This window comes from Neobacillus sp. plas4 (genome assembly GCF_057221695.1).
The window spans coordinates 3726753-3747871 of record NZ_CM170152.1 but is presented as its reverse complement, the minus strand read 5'-3'; the positions used below and the strand labels follow the sequence as shown (position 1 = coordinate 3747871).

The window sequence follows — 21119 nt, the reverse complement described above, 5'->3', positions numbered from 1 at the left end:
TAGGGGAGGTATAACTATGGACATTAACAATTTGATTATTGAAAATATTGCTAGCCCTCATGAGCTGGAGAGAATGTATAGAAAAGACCCGAAAGCTTTTAAAAAGTCATTCTCACACGCATGGGAACAAAATCCTGATTCTCAGGTTCTTGGTGTTTGGTATGAAAGATTGCATTTCAAGGAGACGGCAAATACGGAAAAATCTGCCTTGCTTCAAAAAGGTTTCTTATTTATGGGCATTTTAGCCATTCTGGCCGGGATAAGCACCAGGATCATTTTCCATTTTGTCGAACAGGAAGCAATTGCTCCAATTAACCTGGCTTTCGGTATAATTCCCTTTATTGCTGCCTATTTTGTTTACCATAATACTCCGAAAAAAAGTGTTATTTATTCCCTTGCAGCGTTGTTCCTAATTTCCGGGTTTTATCTTAATATACTGCCATTAAATTATAAAGACAGTATTATCCTTGCATATTTACACCTTCCCATATTCTTATGGGTATTAGTAGGGCTTGCATTTACAGGAAATGAATATTCAAAAGGCAGTTCAAGATTAGCCTATATTAAATTTAATTTGGAATTTTGTATTCTCTACGCCAGTATGGCAGTTAGCGGAATTGTGCTAGCAGCATTAACCATGCAGTTATTTAGTTTTGTTGGCTTGGATATAGAGGACTTCTATTTTAGTAATGTCGTTTTATTTGGTGCTGCCGCTCTTGCTATTGTAGCCGCATACCTGGTATCAATGAATCTTAAACTAGCTAAGAATATTACACCATATATAGCTAAAATTTTTAGCCCTCTTGTCTTGGTCACATTGTTGGTCTATCTTATAACAGTTTTATGGGTCGGGAAAAATCCATTCATGGACCGCAATTTCCTGATAGCCTTCAACGGAATACTTCTTGGTGTATTGGCCGTTACCATATTTTCCATTACCGAAAGCGACTCAGACAAGAAAAAGAACATTTCAGATTATATAAATTTTGCCTTAATTGTTCTTGCGCTTATCATTGACAGTGTGGCTTTATCAGCCATTGTGTTCAGACTTTCTTCTTATGGGATTACGCCTAATAGACTTGCTGTTTTAGGAGTAAACATACTTATCTGTGCAAATTTAATTTGGATTATGCTTTCCTATATTCGTTTTCTACAAAACAAAACCGGACCTTCAACTATCCAAGATGCCGTTACTAAGTATTTGCCGGTCTACGGACTTTGGGCAGCTTTCGTTACATTTACTTTTCCTATAATTTTTAATTAGAAAGGCTCTGTTAATGTAACGAAAAGATAATCTTCTATAACGTATAAAATCCTTAGAGCCGATATTATGAAGCTTTTTATAAAGAGTTAACTGGATTCTTTAAAATATGTCCAGTTTCATGTGCCCAACGAAAAAGGACTTCATGAAACATATTTGATAAGCTAAACTTGCAGGTTTTAAGTTTGAGTTTGATTTAGATTAAATGTGAAAAAATGTACTTACACTAAAGAGGGCTTTACTTTTATAAAAAGTAGAGCCCTTTTCTTCTTAAAGGGGTAGAATACTTCAATAAGGTTTATGGGTTTTTGTGGTAAAGTTAGAGGGGGTTCAATAAAATTATGTTCAAAAGGGGGGGGTACAATGGGAAAAAGGAAATTATCAATTACAGTATTTTTACTGAGTCTTTTTTCATTGCTTATTTCGCTTAAATTATTTTGGAATTTAGGTGTTTTTGTTGATGAGTATAGTTTAAGCCCTGATATTGTTAATGGCGGAGACTTTTGGCTAGCAATGGATTGGTTAAGATTATTATTACTGTTATTGCTTTGTGTTGTATCTGGTATAAGTATTTTTAGAGGTAAACAGAATAAGTGAAATTATACATATAATATTAAATAAACATTGTGAAGAGTTACACTATAAACTATAGGGTAGCAAGAGTAAAATAATGAGTGGCTGCGTGTTGCTCTTTTTCTTTTTCTGATAAAATCGTAGATTAGTGGGATTAGAAATAACTAAGAACGTCTTGTGATAAGAAAAAACAAAAGGAAAGAGGTCTCCCACTTTTCTTTTGTTTCAGTTAGGTTAATTTAATTTTAAATTCTTCTATTAAATCTTTAAAAGCTGGGCGTTCATTTCCATCTCTTCCAACAACATGTGATGCTGTAACTAACGAATTTAAAACTGCCTCCTCCGTTGCTTCTCCAATAGCTCTAAAAGCTAAGTCCATATCTTCTTCATGAATCATAGAAAGTGAAAGGCAATGTAAAGTTTTTTCATGAGGTATTTTCATTGCTGTTGAAAAACCAATAACTACCTCGCCACTTCCAGTTGTTATTATGGACCCAGTTCGCGATAAACCTGTTACTGCCCGTTTAATTATACGATTTAGTTGCCTTTCAGACACTGGGAGATCTGTTGCGACAATAATTATAATTGAACCTTTATCTTTCTCTTCCTCACGAGACTTGAGGATAGCATCTCTTAATTCTTTTCCAATGGGTTTACCGTTTATCATTAAATCACTTAAAATTCCAAAGTTGGATAGTACTAGAACTCCCATTGTGTAAGTGCCATGTTCGATTTCCATGATACGCGAGGAAGTTCCAATACCACCCTTTAATGAATAGCAGAGCATTCCTGTACCTGCTCCCACTGTTCCTTCTTTAAATATGGATGATGCATTTGATAATGCTTGAAAAATATGTTCCTTTTTTATAAATCTAGCCCTAATATCATTTAACAGCATATCATTACACTCACATATTATTGGATTTACAGTACCTGTTGTTATTCCAATCTCAGGATTAAGTTCTAACATATATTCGATCAATGCATCAGCAGCTGTTCCAATACTTAATGTATTAGTTAAAATTATTGGGGTTTCTAGTGTTCCTAACTCATTTATTTGAATTGTTCCCATGGTTTTTCCAAAACCATTTATTACATGGCTTGAAGCGATAAGTTTTTCTTTAAACAGATTCCCTTGGTGTGGTAAAATAGCCGTTACCCCCGTCTGAATTTCCTTATTGCTCAGGGTTACATGTCCAACAGTAACGCCTTCTACATCAGTAATTGAGTTGTATTTTCCAGCTTCTAATCGACCTATTTTAACTCCGAAATCTCTTAATCTCTTTTGACCATTCATACACAACCCGCCTTTTATTTTATAAACCCATTTTTCCAAAAGGCAAAGTGTTAATCAAGATATTTTACTATTAAAACTAATATTAATTTCATCAATGGCGTTTATTTCTTTTCATTCTCATTTTCAAAAAAGGAATGCTTCCAATTTTTAGAGTCCTTTATGTGAAAAGATTTATACCTATAATAGATTCATAGTCGATTCGAATCAATAATGGAGGGGAGTAATGTATATGATCATGAACCAACAAGATTTCAATGTCAAAGAACTAAACTATACGATTAGATCTGCCAGGAAAAGTGATGCGAAAGATTTGTCAGAATTAAGATTACAAATTGATGGGGAAACTGAAAACATGAACCGGGAGAGGGGAGAGGCTTTCATTGATGAAGAAGGTTTTGAAAAAATAATTGAAGCTGATACGAACCATCCAAGAAATCTGTTTTTGGTTGCAGAAGTAGACGGGAAGTTAGTTGGATACTTCAGATGTGTAGGGAGTGATTTAAAAAGATTCCTTCATAAGGCCGAGTTTGGACTGGGCGTACGGAAGGAATTCTGGGGATATGGGATTGGAAAGAATCTTATGAAAGAATCCATTTCTTGGGCGGATACAAACAGCATCAAAAAAATTGTGCTGGATGTCATAGAAACCAACCATACCGCGATTGAACTATATAAAAGACTGGGTTTTGAAATAGAAGGTTTTATGAAAAATGACAAGATCCTCTCAGACGGAAAATACTATCATACATACATTATGGGGAGATTTAAGGATTAATCCCTAAACGAAAACGGACACAAATTGATTTTATCCGAAATGACAATAAATATAAGATTTCTAACTTCCTTCTATTATATTCACGTCATTTATTTTGTTAAGTCCATCATTTTTAGTGTGTTTCCCATCACAATATTATCTTCCCATTTGGCGTATGCTTTAAGAAAGAAAAACGAATACGATGGGACTTAAGCCATTAGGGATAATAAGGAAGAATGCTGAATTCAGTCTAAGGAGGGATTAAAGGATGGAGGCTTCGAACGATGTATTATCTGCTTCACTGCAACAATTAATGGACGAGCATGTGTCGCTCCGGACAGACATGGATCATTTTTATGAGATCACAGAAGACATAGAAATTGAAACGGGTCCAGCTGTAGTAGAATTGTTTGCAAAATTATACGAAAAAGTTTCATCTTTTAATCATAAGCTGAAGGCACATTCTAAACGCGAGGAAGAAGGATTGTTCCCGATGATGACCCGCCATCTTGGTGAACATGATCGGACCATCGAAGTGATGGAATTTGAACATGAAAAGGCGGAGCAGCATCTACAGGATTTTTTAACGGAAGCGGATATGAAGGGACATTCCCTGGATGAAGACGATGTACAATGGATCACCGTTTACGCCGTCCAGGCTCATGCTACCTTAACTCAACACTTTGCGAAGGAAGAAAAAGTGCTGTTTCCGTTGGCAGAGAAAATACTATCGGTTGAGGAGAAGGTGGAGCTGGAACGAATGTTTCGGGATTGATTGAGCATTGCTTTACGCCAGCCAGCAAAGCTATTTTTATATGAACAGTTTGATAGAAAAAGCACTCAAAATATTGATTTATCAAAATTTTGAGTGCTTTTTTGTTTTGTGGGGAAAAAACAGGAATTACAGATTGTCTCGAGTAGTTTCCATATTATTTATATAGTCTGAGACAATAATTTTGATTTAGTCATAGTTGGTAAAGTGAATTTTTGCAAATTATCAGACCTAAGACGATATGAAACCACTTTTTTATTGAACTGCTTGACTACATCAACGTGATCAGCGTAGCAAAACACAAAGATATTAATATCTTTTTTGCCTCTTTTTATGTTGATTACAAATGGACTAACATTCGTCTCTGGATGTAGAAAGAATTTTTCATTGCCCGGAAATACATCATACTGTTTTAATAACCTAGCTTCATTAAAATAGTCAATAAATCTAATCTTTTCTTCCTCTTCCAAGTGATGCTCGTTATAGGTTACAGTAACTTCATTTAAAATAAGTTTTGGATGAAGTGCAATTTTATTTACAATCCATCCCACAACGGCGCTTGGTGGACTCATAACCATTTTAATAATAATTCCAATCAATAACCAAAGAAGAACAGTCCATGTCATACAAATCGACTCCTTACGTAATGAGATCCGATGATTAATTTAGTAATCTACTAATCACTAGGATGAAGAGTATCACAAACTATCATAAGGTAATCTTTAAAGTAACGAACCATCCAATTCATCAGAATTTTAACCAACCACTTAGTAACTCGAGAGATAATCGAAACATCGAAATGTTAAGAATCTAAATAGACGGAAAAATTTCGCTTAATTAGCAAATACTTATAAAAAATAGCTTAATTAGACGGAGATATTCCACCAATTTACTAGAAAAACGTGAAAATGAGGAATTTTGCTTTGCATAATCGGAAAACCTTCCCTTATATACCCCGAAACGAGCTCAAATTCTGCATATAACCGGAATGTCTCCGCTTATTTTATTTTCGCTAGTTACTTAATTCAGAGACTTCTATTTTGAAAAAAAATACAAGCGAAGGTAAGTCCTCTATTAATTAGTATTTATAAGATTGACCTCCGTCAATATTAATAACAGCTGCATTAACAAATGTAGCTTCAGCTGATAATAAAAATACTACAACGCTAGCTACTTCTACAGGCCATCCAAAACGTTTGGTACGGTTAACACTAGCAAATTCTTTACCAGCTTCCTCCCAATTTTCTCCGACTAACTATTTTGATATCGCTTGTTTAATAAACTATCTATTCATGAATAAACACCCACACAAATTTATTGCGTGGGTGTTTATTTAATAGTAGGAATTGAAATTGGGGGGGGGCTTACTTCACCCCTTTTTCTTGATGCTTGTTTATATGTTTTTAGGGCGTCAAGTAAACTAAGTATGAGAGGTCTGCATATATGTTCCGACTTAATGGTTCACACTAAAAAAGTTTATAGTGTTGTTACACTAACTCAATCATCCTGGTAAATTTTCATGTTGGGCAGAACTAAACTATTATTTCATAAATAAAAGTTGAGAATTTGACACATGTAATTTTCCATGAATATTTGCAAAGTGATACAATAAATGTACCGATTGCTCATTATTTCACATGAGAAGGATCTTGTACTGGATTTATCATGAATTTAACAAATAAACTATGATGGAGTGATTCAAATGCAGGGAAAAACAGCGATTATTACCGGTGGAGGCAGTGGATTCGGAAGAGAAACTGCAATAAAGCTTGCTCAAAAAGGAGTAAATATCTCAGTAGTAGATTTGTCTAAAGAAAACGGTGAAGAGACAGTACAGCTTTGTAAAAAATTAGGCAGTGACGCTATTTTTATTCAAGCAGATGTGAGTAAAGTAGAAGATGTAAAAAAATATGTAGCCGAAACATTTGAACATTTTGGAAAAATTGATTTATTTTTTAACAATGCAGGAATTTCTGGTTCGGGAGTTCGAACTTTGGAATGTTCCGAAGAAGAATTCAATGCCATTGTTGATGTGAATTTAAAAGGCGTTTTCTACGGTTTGAAATATGTAGTCAATGAGATGTTAAAGACTGGGGGCGGGTCTATTGTCAATACTGCTTCTCTTGGCGGTTTAGTCGGGATGCCTACCTTAGGAGCTTATTCAGCGACAAAACATGCTGTCATCGGACTAACAAAAACCATAGCTGGTGAATATGGAAGAGATCAAATTCGTATCAATGCAATTGCTCCAGGCACGAATGAAACGCCAATGGTAAAAGCATTCCCTGCAGAAGCTATTAAAGCAATGGCTGAAGCGGTACCGATGGGCAGATTAGGACAACCTCATGAAGTAGGAAATGTAGTAGCATTTCTTCTCAGCGATGAAGCATCCTATATTCATGGTGCTGTCATTTCAATCGATGGTGGCTCTGCTTCATTATAAACATCAATAAATTAATTGTGAAGTGTTAGTCTATTACAAGTATGGGATGCTTGTAAAGTATAGAAATGGTATGCTTAGATAGTAAGAGAAAAGAGGTGGATAGTACATGAAATTAAAAATCATTATGGTTATCTTATTGGCAGCGATTGTGTTGGGTGCTTGCAGTGGAAATAGTAAAAATGAAGGAAGTCCTTTAAAGGAAAATGAAACAAGTGATATAAAGGAATTGGTAAGTGATTACAGCGCCGGTAACATAAAAAGCAAAAATGCTTCGATTACATCCCAGCAGCTTATTGTGACCGATAGTGGAGGCAAAGAGACCGCCTATGACTTGCCTGAAAATGAATTTTTTGTATCAATTGCTCCTTACATCCAGGAAACCCATCCTTGAACCAATCATAGCTTGACAGGTTGTCAAGGTGAACTGGTAAATAAAGAGTTTGATCTATACATTGAAGACAATGAAGGTAATGTGGTAGTCGACGAAAAGGTAACATCGCAAGCGAATGGATTTATCGATTTGTGGCTGCCTCGTGATAAAACATATGAGATAAAGATAGAGCACGATGGAAAAAAAGTAGAATCCGAGATATCTACTTTTGAAAATGATGCAACCTGCATTACAACTATGCAGTTTATGTAGTGAATGAATAGTTTAATACGATTTTTAAACAACAACTATGTGTACGAAAAGAGTATAAAGAAAAATGGAAACTGCCTTTCATGGGCAGTTTTTCTTATGTCTTATCCAAGGCATAACAAGAATGACATGATGGGGAAATTTTGTAATACCATCTTAAAATTAAAAACCTCTCGGAAAGAGCTTTCTCATTTTTACGAATCATAGAAACTAGGTGCAGCCCCGGGATTTCACTACAAAGAGTCGCTAAGAATAAATTAATATGATACACTCTTATGAAAAAGTGCATAAGGCAGGGACTTAAATGAAGGAACATCGGCAATCAGATACTCAAAATTTCAATATAAATCGAAATGGACCTACGCCCGAATACATGGAAGCTGTCCATAAGCTGAGGGAAAAATTACTCTATGGAATCCAAACGAGTGATCGGGATTTGATAGCTCAATATGAAAAGGAAGGTACCCTAAAATTTAGCGATGAACAATTAAACATTCTTAACAGAGTCCCCAATAATAAACTCCGCTCCTATAAAAATATTCTTTTATCACACAATACACTTTATAGTTATGCTGCCGAAAAGGGAAGGTTAAGTGCATGGCAATGCCACTTTATATCGGAAAAATATGCCATCATGATTGAGCACGCCGAAACCTTAGCTGAACTAGATATGATTCATTCAAATATGATAACAGAGTATTCCGACCCAACCATCCGAAAATCTAAAAGTGATAACGTATCAATTGTAGAGAAAGCAGAAAACTATATAGAAATGAATTTTTCGGAGGACATTTCGATGGAAGAAATGGCAGGGAAATTACATGTTCACCCATCCCATTTAATGCGTGCCTTTAAGAAAGAAAAAGGAATGACCATTAGTCATTATCGAAATCTAAGAAGAATAAAAGAAGCAAAACAACTGATCCTTTTCTCCAATCTTTCGATGACGGACATTGCCATTATGGTTGGGTTTAGCAATCCCCAGTATTTTTCTAAACTTTTCAAAGAGGAAGAGGGAATCACTCCTGTAGAGTATAAAAAGAAGACTAAGAAATAACCATATCTATATGTAGTGGTGCATGAAAAATCATGCACCTATTTTTTTTGCTAACATTCGTGCAATTATACTATAAAAACATGCAATTGTAGTACAAAAGTGTTTTTACTATCAGATGTATACTAATAATCAAGTATTAGCTGAAGCGCTTACAGATAGAAACCGAATCAATTTTTTTACTAAAATGTAAACGGTTAAAAAGGGGAGAGTTGATCATGAAAAAGTTTGGAGTAAAAGACCAAGTTGGGTATATGCTGGGCGATGTTGGTGGAAGTTTCGTTAACTTGTATATTGGGTCTTTCTTTATTGTGTTTTGTACCTATGTATTGGGTGTAAGCCCTTACTTTATGGGGACGATGTTTTTAGTTGGTAAGGTATTCGATGCCATTGTTACTGGTATTATGGGGACGATTACTGACCGATATAGAATAGGAAAAAGCGGAGACAAGTTCTTGCCTTGGATTAGCTTTTCGAAATGGATACTAGCAGCAGCCTGTTTAATTGCTTTCGCTGATATCTCTAGTTGGGGATCTACCGCGACTCATATTTGGGTAGTAGCTGCTTATTTATTCTTTTGTGTTGCTTATACGGCTGATGCCATTCCGTATGGTTCATTAGCATCTGTTATCACAAATGACCCTGTTGAACGTACAAAGTTATCTCGTGCCCGTTCAATCGGCGGTATGATTGTTGGTGTTGGATTCTTATCTTTTGTTCCTATGTTTATTTATGATAAGGCTGGAAATATCGTTCCAGAGGCATTCTTCTATATCGCTATTGTATTCAGTATTTTATCATTATTATCTTATACAGGGCTTGTAAAATTAACAACTGAACGAATCCGTGACGAAAAACCTGCTGGAGCTAAGCCTGATTACGATTTTAAGGATGCATTTAAAGAGGCATTTTCCAATAGACCATTAATCGGTATGATGGTTGCAACTCTTGGTTCTACCTTAATTATTTCTGGTGTTGCTACTTTAGCTGCTTATGTATTTGCAGAGTATTATAACATGCCTAGTGCCTTTGCCATCAACTCATTCATCAGCATGGGAATTATCCTTGCGTTATTCGTTGTTATTCCAAAACTAGTAGCAAAATTCAATAAACGTAACTTAATTCTTGCTACATCAGCATTCAGTTTAGCAGCATCCGCTTTAATGACACTTATTACGTTTGAAAATGTATATGTATTTGCAGCATTATACAATATCGCAACAATCGGTTCATCCGTGTTCGTTATCCTGGTTTGGGCTTTGGTTACAGACTGTATCGATTATACAGAGTACAAAACCGGAAAGAAAATTGAAGGAACCCTTTATTCCCTCTATTCCTTCGCTCGTAAAGTAGGAATGGGATTAGGAGCAGCGATTGGAAGTTACTCTTTAGGCTGGGTTGGATTTGTATCTGGTGCAAAATCACAACCACAAGAAGTGGCTGAAGGTATTTTAAAAATGTACACAGGTATGCCAGTTGTTGCATTTATTCTTATCCTAATTGGTGTAGGACTAATTTTTAACCTAAATTCAAAGAGAACAAATGAAATGTATGCTGTATTAAAAGAAAGAAGAGCGTCTTAATAGTTAGGCGATTCCTTAAAAAAGAAAAGCAAGGAGAGATATAAATTGCGTACTAGATTCCTTTCAAAACTAACAAATGGGGAAGTCGAAGAGTATTTAAATCGGAACGATATAATATTTGTTCCAGTTGGAGTAACGGAAACTCACGGAGCTTTGCCGCTCGATTCTGAAACTGTTTTAGCGGAAGCGATTGCTTTAAAAATGGCGGAAGAATCAGATGGGCTTGTTTTGCACAACTTGCCTTATTTCTTCCCAGGAGGAACGATTGTTGGCCGGGGAACGGTTCAAATGAGCATTAAAGACGGCATGGCTTATTTGGATAAAATTGCAAAGTCATTACTAAATCAAGGTTTTAGACGACAAATCTATATTACTAGTCATGGTCCGGCCCATATGACAGTCAGCGGTATGGTTCGTGATTTCTTTGATGAAACAAAAGTACCAATCCTTTATATGGACGTATTAAAAGCTGCAGAGGCTGCCAATTTCAAACTGATGAATTTATTTCATGACATGACCATTGGTGCATATAAAGTTTTAGGCAGATTAGAAGACGTTCCATTGAATGTACCTGAATCCCATTCAGTTACGTATGATGTGCAGCATATGTTAACAGGGATGGGGAAGAATCCTGGGAATTTATTAGGACAATATGCTTATCAATCCGGTGCAGTAGGTTCTTACTTTAACGAACCATCCGATCATATGGCTACACCACTTTTGACAACACAGGAAGAAAGAGAAGAATTTGCTGATAGGGGTGTTCAAGCGATTAATGAACTTGTACAGGCATTGGATATGCCGGCGATCGTTGAAACACTTCGTCTAGCGGATGTTTACACGAAGGAAACAATTCTTCCTAGATACGGGGCATACTTGCCAGGCGAAAAAGTGTAAGAAGCAAATAAGAAGTCGTGCGAACCATATGGGAGTCGCACGACTTTAGCCAAATGCCTCCCCTTAATGTTGGGGAGGCTAGAACATCATAAGTCTTCTTAACGTGATATTCTGATTAAATTTTAAGGATCCACATAGACGGAAAAATTTCTCTTAATTAGTAAATAGCATTGAAAATAGCCTAATTAGACGGAGAGATTCCGCCTATTGACTCGAAAAACGTGAAAATGGGGGATTTCGCTTTGCATAATCGGAAAACCTCCGCTTATATACCTTCGAAACGAGCTGCATTCTGCATCTAACCGAAAAATCTCCGCTTATTAAAGGACTTCTATTAAAATAGAAGTAACGGGTTATTAACAAAAAGGGTGCTTTGATTTTAGCATTCTTTTTATTATCTAAATAATCCAATGGATAAATGGGATTTTATCCAATTTCCTCTCCTTAAGGGTGGGGAGGCTTAAGTTTTCTTACCGGAAATAGAACTGATAAGACGGTATTGTCGAAATATAAGGAAATAGATTGACAAATTTAGGGATTCTATTAAACTAAAAATAGTTCTATCCACAAATTCTTCTCTAAATATTCTTTTTTATATTAGCGACTCCGCAAATGTTCTACATTCTTCAATTGTAGCCACATTAAACCACTTTTTTTTCACTCGCCTTAACACTTATTAATATTAAGAATCTGTCTGAAGTTCAAATGAATGATTATTTACAAAACTCATGAAGTGCATCTTTTTTTATGAGGTTTTACTACACCAAATCAATAGAGAAATATTCCGTAAACAATATTGGACTCAGTGGAGGGATGATATGGGATTTGAAGAAGAATACCAAGCTTTTATGAATGCTCACATGCAGGCAAGAACTGGTGAACGGTTGCGGCGCTTACAAGAAGGCCACAACGAGGCTGAAAAGTTGTTTTTGAAGCAAGTGTGGTGGCCTTTATTTTCCCAGTTTCGATATCTTCATCCAGAATATGAAGTCGATGATTTCAAGGATGGTAAAAGGTATTTGGATTTTGCTTATATTCGTCCCGCCATCCGGATTTGCCTTGAGGTTGACGGATATGGCCCTCACCTTAAGAACATAAGCAGATGGCAATTTTCCGACAGCCTGGAACGTCAAAACCAGTTGGTGATTGACGGATGGACAGTGATTCGCTTTTCTTTTGACCAAGTGAATGAGAAGCCTCGTCGATGCCAACAAATCGTTCAGCAAGTGATTGGCCGCTGCCTGGGTGATGAACTGGACCAAACATCTCTGTCCTTTTTAGAAAAGGAAGTGCTTCGGCTGGCAATTCGAAAAGGGGAAGCCATATCCCCAATAGAAGTCGAGAAGTATTTGAAATTAAGTGACAAGACGGTAAAAAAAGTACTTTCTGAATTAGTCGATAAAAAGATGCTGATTCCCGCATCGGGGACCAAGAGGGTCCGCACCTATCGATTGGGGGATCAGGTTAAGCGCCCGCTCTGATAAATAGACGGAGAAATTTCGCTTAATTAGTTTTTTTTATAAAAAAAGGCTTAAATAGACGGAGAGATTCCGCCTATTTACTCGAAAACCGTGAAAATGTGAGGTTTTGATTTGCATAACCGGAAAATCTCCCCTTATATACCCCGAAACGAGCCCCATTCTTCCTCTAACCGGAAAGTCTCCGCTTATTTTATTTTCGCTGGTTACTTAATTAAGGATAGAACTTCTATTTAAATGAAGTGAAATGAAAACCATCGCGAAACGGGTTTTACTGATAAGTTTTGGGTATATTATCCTTGATTGATAGATAAATACAAAGGGCTATAAGCCGATTTTGTGCTGATTAATAGATAATTGTTATATGATAAGTGGATATTGATGTAGGGAGTGGAATAAATGAATCAAATTCTTCAAATGGGAGCAAATACAGCATTACTTTCTCCAAAAGGTAATGTTACGGTTAGCTATGAAATTTCTAATTCAATAGATATTTCATTAACAGCTTTTCTTTTAACGGATTCAGATATGGTAAAAGGAGATAACGGAATCATATTTTATAATCAGCCAACAAGCTCTTCTGGTGTAGCTACACTTATACCTTCGGAGCAAGTTGGTAATACAAAAGTACATAAACTTAATTTTGACATGAGTAAAGTCCCTGTTGGTATTACGAAAATAGCTATAACACTTACAGAAGATAATAACACTGGATTTTCAAATGTAAAAAATTTAAAGGCAGAGATATATACTGATCATGATAGTATCCAGCTAATTCCATCCAGTTTCACCAATGAAAATGGAATTGTAGTATTGGAATTATACCTAAGGAATGGTCAGGTAAAGGCAAAATCAATCTGGCGTGGATTTGATTCTGGGCTTGAGGGACTATGTAAAAATTACGGTGTTGAGGTTGAATCTGATGAGCAAACCAAGCCTGCTGAACCTCAATTGATTCAAAAACAAATCCCAAAAGCACCTGATAAGACTCTATCTGTTCCTGAAAATAAAAATAAACAAACCACATCTACAACGATAAGCCTTGAAAAGGTAACGGGTAAGGTAAGTCTAAACAAAGGTCAAAAACCAGTTATAATTGAAAAAACACCAGAAATTACGGCTACGGTATCTTGGGAGACTGGGACAGATTATGATATATATGCTTTAGTCTATACAAAGAATGGGAAGCAGATAGATGTAGCTATGTTTGGGGCGAAAAAAACACCTCCCCTCAGGAGTTTTGGCAACGGGGCAGTCGAACATATGGGGGATGTTAGGAGAAATAATCAATCAACGAAGACAGAAGTAATCAAATTAAGGTTAAATGATGATATTCTCGCAGTTGTTCCTGTGGTTTATTCTGCTCAGTCAAATGGAACAGGCTCATTCTACAGATATAAAGTGTCCATGAGTATAGATAATAATCAGGGAACTTCGGTTACTATATTCGCAAAGAATGCAAATAATAATGATACCATTTATTCCTGTGTGCCCGGGATCCTTCATAATACTCAAGAAGGAGTTATTATCAGTCCATTGGAGCTTTATAGCAAACCGAACTCAGAGCGTAGACCTAAACTTAGGATGGGGTCTTCAAATATGGTAGAAGTTTTAATGGATGAAGGACCGGTAAATGATTATAAGTAGAAAGGTTTTACCTATAATCGAATAAGGATTACTACCTTAGTACATAGCTCCCAAATAGGAAAAAAATAGTTGAAACATTAAAACTTAAAGGAAGAAGGCTGTCACTTTTTATAAGAAGACAGTCTTTCCTATTTACACAAATAAATGAAAGAAATTAGAGAAAAATATTTTAAAATAATATAATAGAGTGGATTGGTAATTGAATATAAACAAGAAGGAGCTGTTTGTTTTGGTACAATCTTTAACAGGTAAGGTAGCTTTTATTACAGGTGCAGGGAGAGGCATTGGAAAAGCAACTGCTATCGCACTTGCGAATGAAGGAGTTAACCTTGGTTTACTTGCAACAACTGAATCAAATTTAAAACAAGTAGCAAGCGAAGTGGAAGGACTAGGAGTGAAAGTGGCTTACGCAGCAGTGGATGTTTCAAACTTTGAGCAAGTCCAACAGTCGATTGAAAAAATAACAACCCAATTAGGCAAAGCTGATATTTTGATTAACAGTGCGGGAACGAGCAAATTTGCTTCTCTTTTAGACATGGATCCAGCAGAATGGAAAAGGATTATTGACGTAAATTTAATGGGTACCTATTACGTAACACGTACCGTGCTTCCTCAATTAATTGAAAAAAATAGTGGCGACGTGATCAATATTTCCTCCACCAATGGCTTGAATGGGGCTGCGACTTCAAGTGCTTATAGTGCTTCTAAATTTGGTGTCATAGGATTAACGGAATCATTAGCCCAAGAGGTTCGTCGAAATAATATCCGGGTAACGGCTTTAACTCCAAGTACAGTCGCAACAGACATGGCACTTGATTTGAAATTAATCCCTGAAAACGATGAGAAATACATGCAGCCAGAAGATATTGCGGAACTGATCGTTTCTCAATTGAAATTAAATCAAAGAATCTACATAAAAACAGCTAGTGTATTGGCTACGAATCCATTCTAATCCATATTGTTTAAGATAAAAAGACGACAGCACCATCCGAATATGGGTGGTGCTTGTCGTCTATTTATGAAGTAGCCAAGAGTGGCGGTTTATTTCTAATCAATTTAGATTCTATAAGAAAAAAGGGGAGAAGATGGTATGAGAAAGGTCGAAGTGTGTTCATACAATGAAAATTGGTGTGTAATGTTTTCGGAAGAAGCGGAAAAACTGAATCTCATTTTTGGAACAGAAATTGTAGACATTTATCACTTTGGCAGTACAGCTGTTCTAGGATTAAAAGCCAAGCCGATTATAGACTTGATGCCTGTCGTAAGAGACATTGATGTCGTTGATCAATACAACGAAGAGATGAAGAAAATTGGTTATGAACCAAAAGGGGAGAATGGAATTCACGGACGAAGATACTTTAAAAAAGGTGGAATTAATCGTACACACCACATACATATTTATCAGGTTGGAAGTGATGAAATAAAACGGCACATAGCCTTTCGAGATTACTTACGAAGCCATCCAGATGTAAGGAAGAGCTATGGTGAGTTAAAAGAGAAATTGGCAAAATAATATCCATATGATATTGACTCCTACATTAATGGTAAGGACCAATTTGCTCAGGAAGTAGAAGTTTCAGCACTGAATTGGTTTAATCAAAATCAAATTGATTCTGTTGACTAGACGAGTACAATTGTTAAATAGAAGGGAAATTCAGTAAAAGTTGGGTTCCTAATATAGGTAATGCCCTACTGATACAGGGGGCCTTACTCATCTCTGATTTAGAGTATCTAGCGCTTTCTTTCCACCAGCTAACCACTCCATAAATAATAAGCAGTACCAACCCGATCTCTATAGCATGGTCGGCTATGTTAAGAATTCCACCTGAGCGAGGGATAAAATCTGTCACTTGCCCAAACAAAAGCCGGTCAATGCCATTCCCAATTGCTCCTCCGACTAGAAATCCAAAACTACTATCGATGAGTGCTCCTTTCATTTCTTCGTTTCTACGAATATAGAAAACAACGATCACGAACAGTACAGCTGCAACACCAAAGTGCCGAGCATAGCCAGGAAAATAACCACCTGCCATCCTGCTATTCTCGATATGAGTGAGTGATATGCCCCACAATGTAAATGTTTCATTTATATCAATATATATACGAATTAGATATTTAGAAAGCTGGTCCAGCACAAGGACTAGAATAGCAATTAGATAAAATAGCATAAATAGAGCTTCTTCCTTGCAGAATTATTTGCATTCTAAACATCAGTATTATGGAAAGATTTTGTCTTTCCTAATATTAAGCATTTGTTCGTAGACACGTAACGAGATTGTTAAAAAAGGAAATTTTAAAAACAACAGCAAAAAAGGGAGATTGTTGGTTAAACAAGCTCCCTTTTGTTTATTTAGTCGTTCTGCTGAAGAAAATCCTCGGTTGAAATTACATTGGCATACATGCCGTTAAGTGCACCAACAAACGCATAATGAACCTGTTCAGCTGGCACTTTCCTTTCTTGATAAGATAAGTCCCTTGTCGCACATGCGTCTTCAATAAGTGTAGTTTCAAAGCCTAGCTCCACAGCACCTCTGACTGTGGCATCAATACACATATGCGTCATCATACCAACAATCACTAGCTTGGTTACTCTTTTTTCTCTTAATTTGCTTTCTAGTTCGGTTTTGAAAAAGCTGTTAGGCGCATGTTTTATGATAATACATTCGTTTCCTAATGGGAAAACACTTTCATTTAGTTTAACCCCCTCTGTATTTGGAAGAAAGAAGCCTAACCCTGGGTCACTTGCGATATGCTGGACATGAAAAATATTGTCTTTGTTATTCTGTCTAAACCATTCAAGAACCTTAGCAGCATTAGCGGCTGCTTTTTCAGGGTTGCTTAATTCCATCTTTCCATTTGGAAAATAGTCATTCTGAATATCAACAATAATTAAAGCTGTGCTCATTTGTTACCACCTCATAATATAATTTTGTATAATAAAATGATAAACAATATTTTGAATTTAATCGACGCTTTGCTGAAACACTTTTATATCAAACACTTTCATGGTGAAAGGAATTTATAATGGAACTTGATAACATTGATTTTCAGATTCTTCGGTTACTATCTGAAAATTCACGTATTCAATGGAAAGACTTAGGTGAACAAATTCATATGACGGGACAAGCAGTAGGGAATCGTATTAAAAAACTTGAGGAAAGTGGTGTAATTAAAGCCTACTCTCTAATAGTAGATGAAATAAAATTAGGGTTGACCTTTACAGCTTTTGTAATTATTTATATGAAAACAGCAAATCATGATTCATTTATTCGTTTTATTAATGATCGAAATGAGGTAGTTGAAGCTCACCGAATATCTGGGAAAGGATGTTACCATTTAAAAATAAAAGTTAAATCCCAAGAACAATTGAATCTTTTTCTTGATAAACTTCTCGATCATGGGAACTATAGTTTAAATTTATCCATACAAAAGATTAAACAACATGAACAGTTGACCCCATATGATTGAAATTCTTCGCCTCTTTTATTTTGGAATACATTAATACCTAAGGGTAATTGAAAATACTAACAACTCTTTTTTAACAATATATCTAAAGAAGGGGGGAGAAGGTAATAGCGGTTATCCAAATTGGTTCTCTTACCATTATGATGAAATGGATTGTTCTTGGTATTGCCATTGTGATCGGATTTATTTTTTTAAAACTATGGCTTCTGCATTCACATAAAAATGAAGCTGGAAAACAATTATTTGATTTGGCATTAAACAGTGTTTTTTTGGGTTTTCTGTTTTGGAAAGGCAGTCAGCTGCTGCTGGAACCTAAATTAATTATTGAAAGTCCATTGTCTTTATTGTATTTTACCGGTGGCACAAAGGGATTAATTTTAGGAGCACTCGGTGCGTTAATTTATTTTTTGTTTAAAGCCAGAAAATTAAAAATAACAAACCTTATGATTCTGCAGTCGACACTTGTTTTTGTCTTTGCAGTTATGAGTGGGTCTTTCTTATTAAATCTTTTCTTAAATGATGATAAGCCGAAAGTGAATACAGCCGGCACAAAAATAGCAGAAATCGGTCTCCAGGAAGGAAATAGAGCACCTGATTTTCAATTAAAGACGTTAGAGGGTGCTCACGTTAAACTGTCTGATTTGCGAGGAAAAAAGGTCATTTTGAATTTTTGGGCAACCTGGTGTCCACCTTGTAAAGCTGAGATACCTCATATGCAGGATTTTTATGTCTCAAGTGACAAAACCAAAGTAGAGATACTCGCCATCAATTTGACCACATCAGAGAAACATCCGAGAAATGTAAAGGAATTCGTAAAAGATAAAAATGTAACTTTTCCTGTCTTACTCGACCAAGATGGAGATATAGGCACCCAATATCAAGCGATAACAATTCCAACAAGTTATCTGATCGATTCCCAGGGGATTGTTCGGAAGAAAATAGTTGGGCCAATGGATAAAGATATGATGAACCAATTAATAGAAAATGTTGATTGAAAAAATGTTTAAAGAAGGTGAAAATCCTTTACTATTTTGTTGCCGGGATTCTCACCTTATTCATAAAGGGGGCTATTCCAAAAGACCTATTTTAAACATTTCAGAGTCATAAATATGTTATTGGCATTTTTATTCTTGCAATGTGCAGTTGGACCTTTTGGGTAGATAATCTTAAGAGTCAGCTACTCGTAATAGAAAACTAACCCCTAGATTTTGAATTCATGAATATCAAACTACGGAAGTAGTTACAGCTACTTCCGATTTCTGTGAATAAAAATTAAACAACGTTTAAATTTTAAACAATATTCAAAAAAATACTTGCAAAGTAGGAAAGGAGCTGATAAATTATAATCAATACAAAATATTCAGATAATTAAAAAGGGTTTAAAATTATAATTGTAAGCAGTTACGGCTTGCAAATTTTAATAAAGCGGTGATTCTATGAAACTTTCTGAAAAGAAAATTCTCCGAAAGAAAGAACAAATTCTTGCTTCTGCAATTGAAATCGTTAATAGAAGAGGCTACAGCGGCGCGACGATGGAGGAAATTGCTGCTGAGCTTTTAATGACCAAAGGGTCTCTCTATTATTATTTCAAAAACAAAAGTGATTTAATGTACCAATGTCACAACTTTGTCCTTTCACAGGCAATAGAGGATTTGGAAGAAATTCTAAATGACGAGGACAGCAGTGCAACAGAAATTCTCAAAAAAATGATTGCTACCCACATGGAGTATGCGATCGAAGAAAAAGAAGTGTTCAACCTAATTATGGAGCCAAAACGTTTTTTTAACGAGGAGCAGCTTGAACTAGTGTTAAAGCTTAGAAAGAAATATGAGGATTTATTCAACCAAATCATCAAAAGAGGGTCTGCTAGTGGAGAATTCCTAGCAGAGGAACCTTCGATTGCAAGGATGATCATACTTGGAGCCATGAACTGGGTGCAACAATGGTATAACCCAAAAGGTCGATTAAAGAAAGAAGAAGTGGTTGATTTATATACAAAATATATTTTAAAAATATTAATTTAAGGAAGAAAGAAGGGGAAACAATGTTAAAAGAGGTGTCTAGTCAAACAAAAAAGCTTCGAACACAACTTATTGAGTTCATGGAGGAGCATATATATCCTTACGAAATGGTATTTGAAGAAGAGTTGAACCGCCAAGAAAACAGGTGGGAAATTCCGCCGATGATTGAAGAATTGAAGGAGAAAGCAAAGGCACAGGGCCTATGGAATTTATTTATACCGGATGAAGAATACGGAAAGGGACTATCAAACTATGAATATGCCCATCTATGCGAAATTATGGGCCGCTCTCTTCTTGCACCGGAGATCTTTAACTGCAATGCCCCTGATACAGGTAATATGGAGGTGCTCATCAAATACGGTACCGAAGCGCAGAAGGAGCAGTGGCTTGAGCCGCTGTTAGAAGGGAAGATTCATTCCGTTTTCTCGATGACTGAACCGGATGTGGCATCTTCAGACGCAACGAATATTCAAAGCAGCATTGTTCGAGAAGGCGACGAATATGTGATAAATGCTAGAAAGTGGTGGTCAACGGGGGCGTTAGATCCACGATGCAAAATCGCTATCGTAATGGGGAAAAGTGATCCTAATGCCGAACGTCACAAACAGCAGTCTATGATTCTTGTTCCATTTGATACACCTGGAGTGGAAGTGAAAAGAAATCTACCGGTATTTGGCTACGACCATGCACCAAACGGACATGCTGAAGTCCACTACAACCATGTGCGTGTACCAGTTTCCAATATGTTATTAGGCGAAGGAAGAGGGTTTGAAATTGCTCAAGGCCGCTTAGGACCAGGGCGAATTCACCATTGTATGCGTGCAATTGGAGCCGCGGAACGGGCCCTGGATTTAATGATCAAGCGTGCCAATAGCCGGGAGGCGTTTCGTTCGAAGCTAATTGATAAAGATACGATAAGGGAACAAATTGCAGAAAGCCGGATTGACATTGAGCAGGCAAGACTTCTTACCTTAAATGCGGCAAACAAGATTGATCAAGAGGGTGCAAAAGCAGCAAGAAAAGAGATTGCCATGATAAAAGTTGCTGTGCCGCGAGTATCCATTCGAGTCATTGATCGTGCCATCGAAGTATTTGGCGGAGCAGGTGTCTCCGAGGATTTCCCACTTGCCGCTCATTATGCCAATGCAAGAACACTTAGGATTGTTGATGGACCGGACAAAGTCCATTTAAGAGATATTGCTAGAATGGAAATTAAAGAACAACTATAGGAGGG

Annotated in this window: 20 protein-coding genes and 2 pseudogenes; 17 read left to right on the top strand and 5 right to left on the bottom strand. The window is 36.3% G+C overall.

The annotated features are described in order from the left end of the window. Nucleotides 1–16 precede the first annotated feature (16 nt). Both AC2TFD_RS18685 and AC2TFD_RS18680 read left to right on the top strand, forming a co-directional pair. Complete coding sequence (locus AC2TFD_RS18685; protein ID WP_335518625.1) at nt 17–1264, top strand: DUF4153 domain-containing protein; 1248 nt, start codon at nt 17–19, stop codon at nt 1262–1264. Between the two features lie 360 nt (nt 1265–1624). Next, complete coding sequence (locus AC2TFD_RS18680; RefSeq protein WP_335520282.1) at nt 1625–1858, top strand: hypothetical protein; 234 nt, start codon at nt 1625–1627, stop codon at nt 1856–1858. A gap of 205 nt (nt 1859–2063) precedes the next feature. Here AC2TFD_RS18680 and AC2TFD_RS18675 read toward each other — a convergent pair whose 3' ends face one another. Further along, entirely contained in the window at nt 2064–3131 is a 1068-nt protein-coding gene (locus tag AC2TFD_RS18675; protein WP_335520285.1) for a DmpA family aminopeptidase, read from the bottom strand. Between the two features lie 229 nt (nt 3132–3360). Here AC2TFD_RS18675 and AC2TFD_RS18670 point away from each other — a divergent pair, with 229 nt between their 5' ends. Both AC2TFD_RS18670 and AC2TFD_RS18665 read left to right on the top strand, forming a co-directional pair. Then, nucleotides 3361–3906 carry a GNAT family N-acetyltransferase gene (locus AC2TFD_RS18670; RefSeq protein ID WP_335520296.1) on the top strand — a complete coding sequence of 182 codons (546 nt, stop codon included), beginning with the start codon at nt 3361–3363 and terminating at the stop codon, nt 3904–3906. 247 nt (nt 3907–4153) lie between these two features. Continuing rightward, nucleotides 4154–4660 (top strand): hemerythrin domain-containing protein, encoded by a 507-nt coding sequence (locus tag AC2TFD_RS18665; RefSeq protein ID WP_335520289.1) that lies wholly within the window; start codon nt 4154–4156, stop codon nt 4658–4660. 158 nt (nt 4661–4818) lie between these two features. Here AC2TFD_RS18665 and AC2TFD_RS18660 read toward each other — a convergent pair whose 3' ends face one another. After that, nucleotides 4819–5283, bottom strand: coding sequence for a YfmQ family protein (locus AC2TFD_RS18660; protein WP_335520293.1), 465 nt, complete (start codon nt 5281–5283; stop codon nt 4819–4821). A 452-nt stretch (nt 5284–5735) separates the two neighbouring features. Continuing rightward, nucleotides 5736–5879 (bottom strand): annotated as a pseudogene (locus AC2TFD_RS18655) (SDR family oxidoreductase); the annotation flags it as partial. A gap of 480 nt (nt 5880–6359) precedes the next feature. Here AC2TFD_RS18655 and AC2TFD_RS18650 point away from each other — a divergent pair. From AC2TFD_RS18650 to AC2TFD_RS18610, 9 genes and pseudogenes are all read left to right on the top strand, one after another. Next, a complete protein-coding gene (locus tag AC2TFD_RS18650; protein WP_335518237.1) occupies nt 6360–7100 on the top strand; it encodes an SDR family NAD(P)-dependent oxidoreductase in 741 nt (246 codons plus the stop codon). A gap of 106 nt (nt 7101–7206) precedes the next feature. Then, complete coding sequence (locus AC2TFD_RS18645) at nt 7207–7743, top strand: CueP family metal-binding protein (protein ID WP_335518240.1); 537 nt, start codon at nt 7207–7209, stop codon at nt 7741–7743. A gap of 301 nt (nt 7744–8044) precedes the next feature. After that, entirely contained in the window at nt 8045–8797 is a 753-nt protein-coding gene (locus tag AC2TFD_RS18640) for a helix-turn-helix transcriptional regulator (protein ID WP_335518242.1), read from the top strand. A gap of 215 nt (nt 8798–9012) precedes the next feature. Beyond that, nucleotides 9013–10377 carry an MFS transporter gene (locus tag AC2TFD_RS18635; protein WP_335518244.1) on the top strand — a complete coding sequence of 455 codons (1365 nt, stop codon included), beginning with the start codon at nt 9013–9015 and terminating at the stop codon, nt 10375–10377. A gap of 45 nt (nt 10378–10422) precedes the next feature. Further along, on the top strand, nt 10423–11274 hold the full coding sequence (locus AC2TFD_RS18630; RefSeq protein ID WP_335518247.1) for a creatininase family protein: 852 nt from the start codon (nt 10423–10425) through the stop codon (nt 11272–11274). A gap of 818 nt (nt 11275–12092) precedes the next feature. Continuing rightward, on the top strand, nt 12093–12755 hold the full coding sequence (locus AC2TFD_RS18625; protein WP_335567916.1) for a DNA-binding response regulator: 663 nt from the start codon (nt 12093–12095) through the stop codon (nt 12753–12755). A 396-nt stretch (nt 12756–13151) separates the two neighbouring features. Continuing rightward, entirely contained in the window at nt 13152–14399 is a 1248-nt protein-coding gene (locus AC2TFD_RS18620; RefSeq protein ID WP_484673715.1) for a TerD family protein, read from the top strand. Between the two features lie 229 nt (nt 14400–14628). Then, complete coding sequence (locus AC2TFD_RS18615) at nt 14629–15351, top strand: 3-ketoacyl-ACP reductase (protein WP_484673714.1); 723 nt, start codon at nt 14629–14631, stop codon at nt 15349–15351. Between the two features lie 138 nt (nt 15352–15489). After that, nucleotides 15490–16023, top strand: a pseudogene (locus AC2TFD_RS18610) (GrpB family protein). 13 nt (nt 16024–16036) lie between these two features. On the opposite strand, the gene AC2TFD_RS18605 reads toward AC2TFD_RS18610, so the two are convergent. Together AC2TFD_RS18605 and AC2TFD_RS18600 are read right to left on the bottom strand one after the other, a co-directional pair. Then, nucleotides 16037–16567 (bottom strand): signal peptidase II, encoded by a 531-nt coding sequence (locus AC2TFD_RS18605; RefSeq protein ID WP_484673713.1) that lies wholly within the window; start codon nt 16565–16567, stop codon nt 16037–16039. Nucleotides 16568–16749: 182 nt separating this feature from the next. Next, on the bottom strand, nt 16750–17304 hold the full coding sequence (locus AC2TFD_RS18600; RefSeq protein ID WP_484673712.1) for a cysteine hydrolase family protein: 555 nt from the start codon (nt 17302–17304) through the stop codon (nt 16750–16752). Nucleotides 17305–17423: 119 nt separating this feature from the next. Between AC2TFD_RS18600 and AC2TFD_RS18595 the strand changes: the two genes are divergently transcribed. From AC2TFD_RS18595 to AC2TFD_RS18580, 4 genes are all read left to right on the top strand, one after another. After that, a complete protein-coding gene (locus AC2TFD_RS18595; protein WP_484673711.1) occupies nt 17424–17867 on the top strand; it encodes an Lrp/AsnC family transcriptional regulator in 444 nt (147 codons plus the stop codon). 137 nt (nt 17868–18004) lie between these two features. After that, entirely contained in the window at nt 18005–18859 is an 855-nt protein-coding gene (locus AC2TFD_RS18590; protein ID WP_484673710.1) for a peroxiredoxin family protein, read from the top strand. A 441-nt stretch (nt 18860–19300) separates the two neighbouring features. Further along, the gene (locus AC2TFD_RS18585) at nt 19301–19888 is read left to right on the top strand and encodes a TetR-type transcription factor C-terminal domain-containing protein (protein ID WP_335567924.1); all 588 of its coding nucleotides are present in this window, start codon (nt 19301–19303) and stop codon (nt 19886–19888) included. 20 nt (nt 19889–19908) lie between these two features. Then, nucleotides 19909–21114: an acyl-CoA dehydrogenase family protein gene (locus AC2TFD_RS18580; protein ID WP_484673709.1), complete on the top strand. Its 1206-nt coding sequence runs from the start codon at nt 19909–19911 to the stop codon at nt 21112–21114. Nucleotides 21115–21119 lie beyond the last annotated feature (5 nt).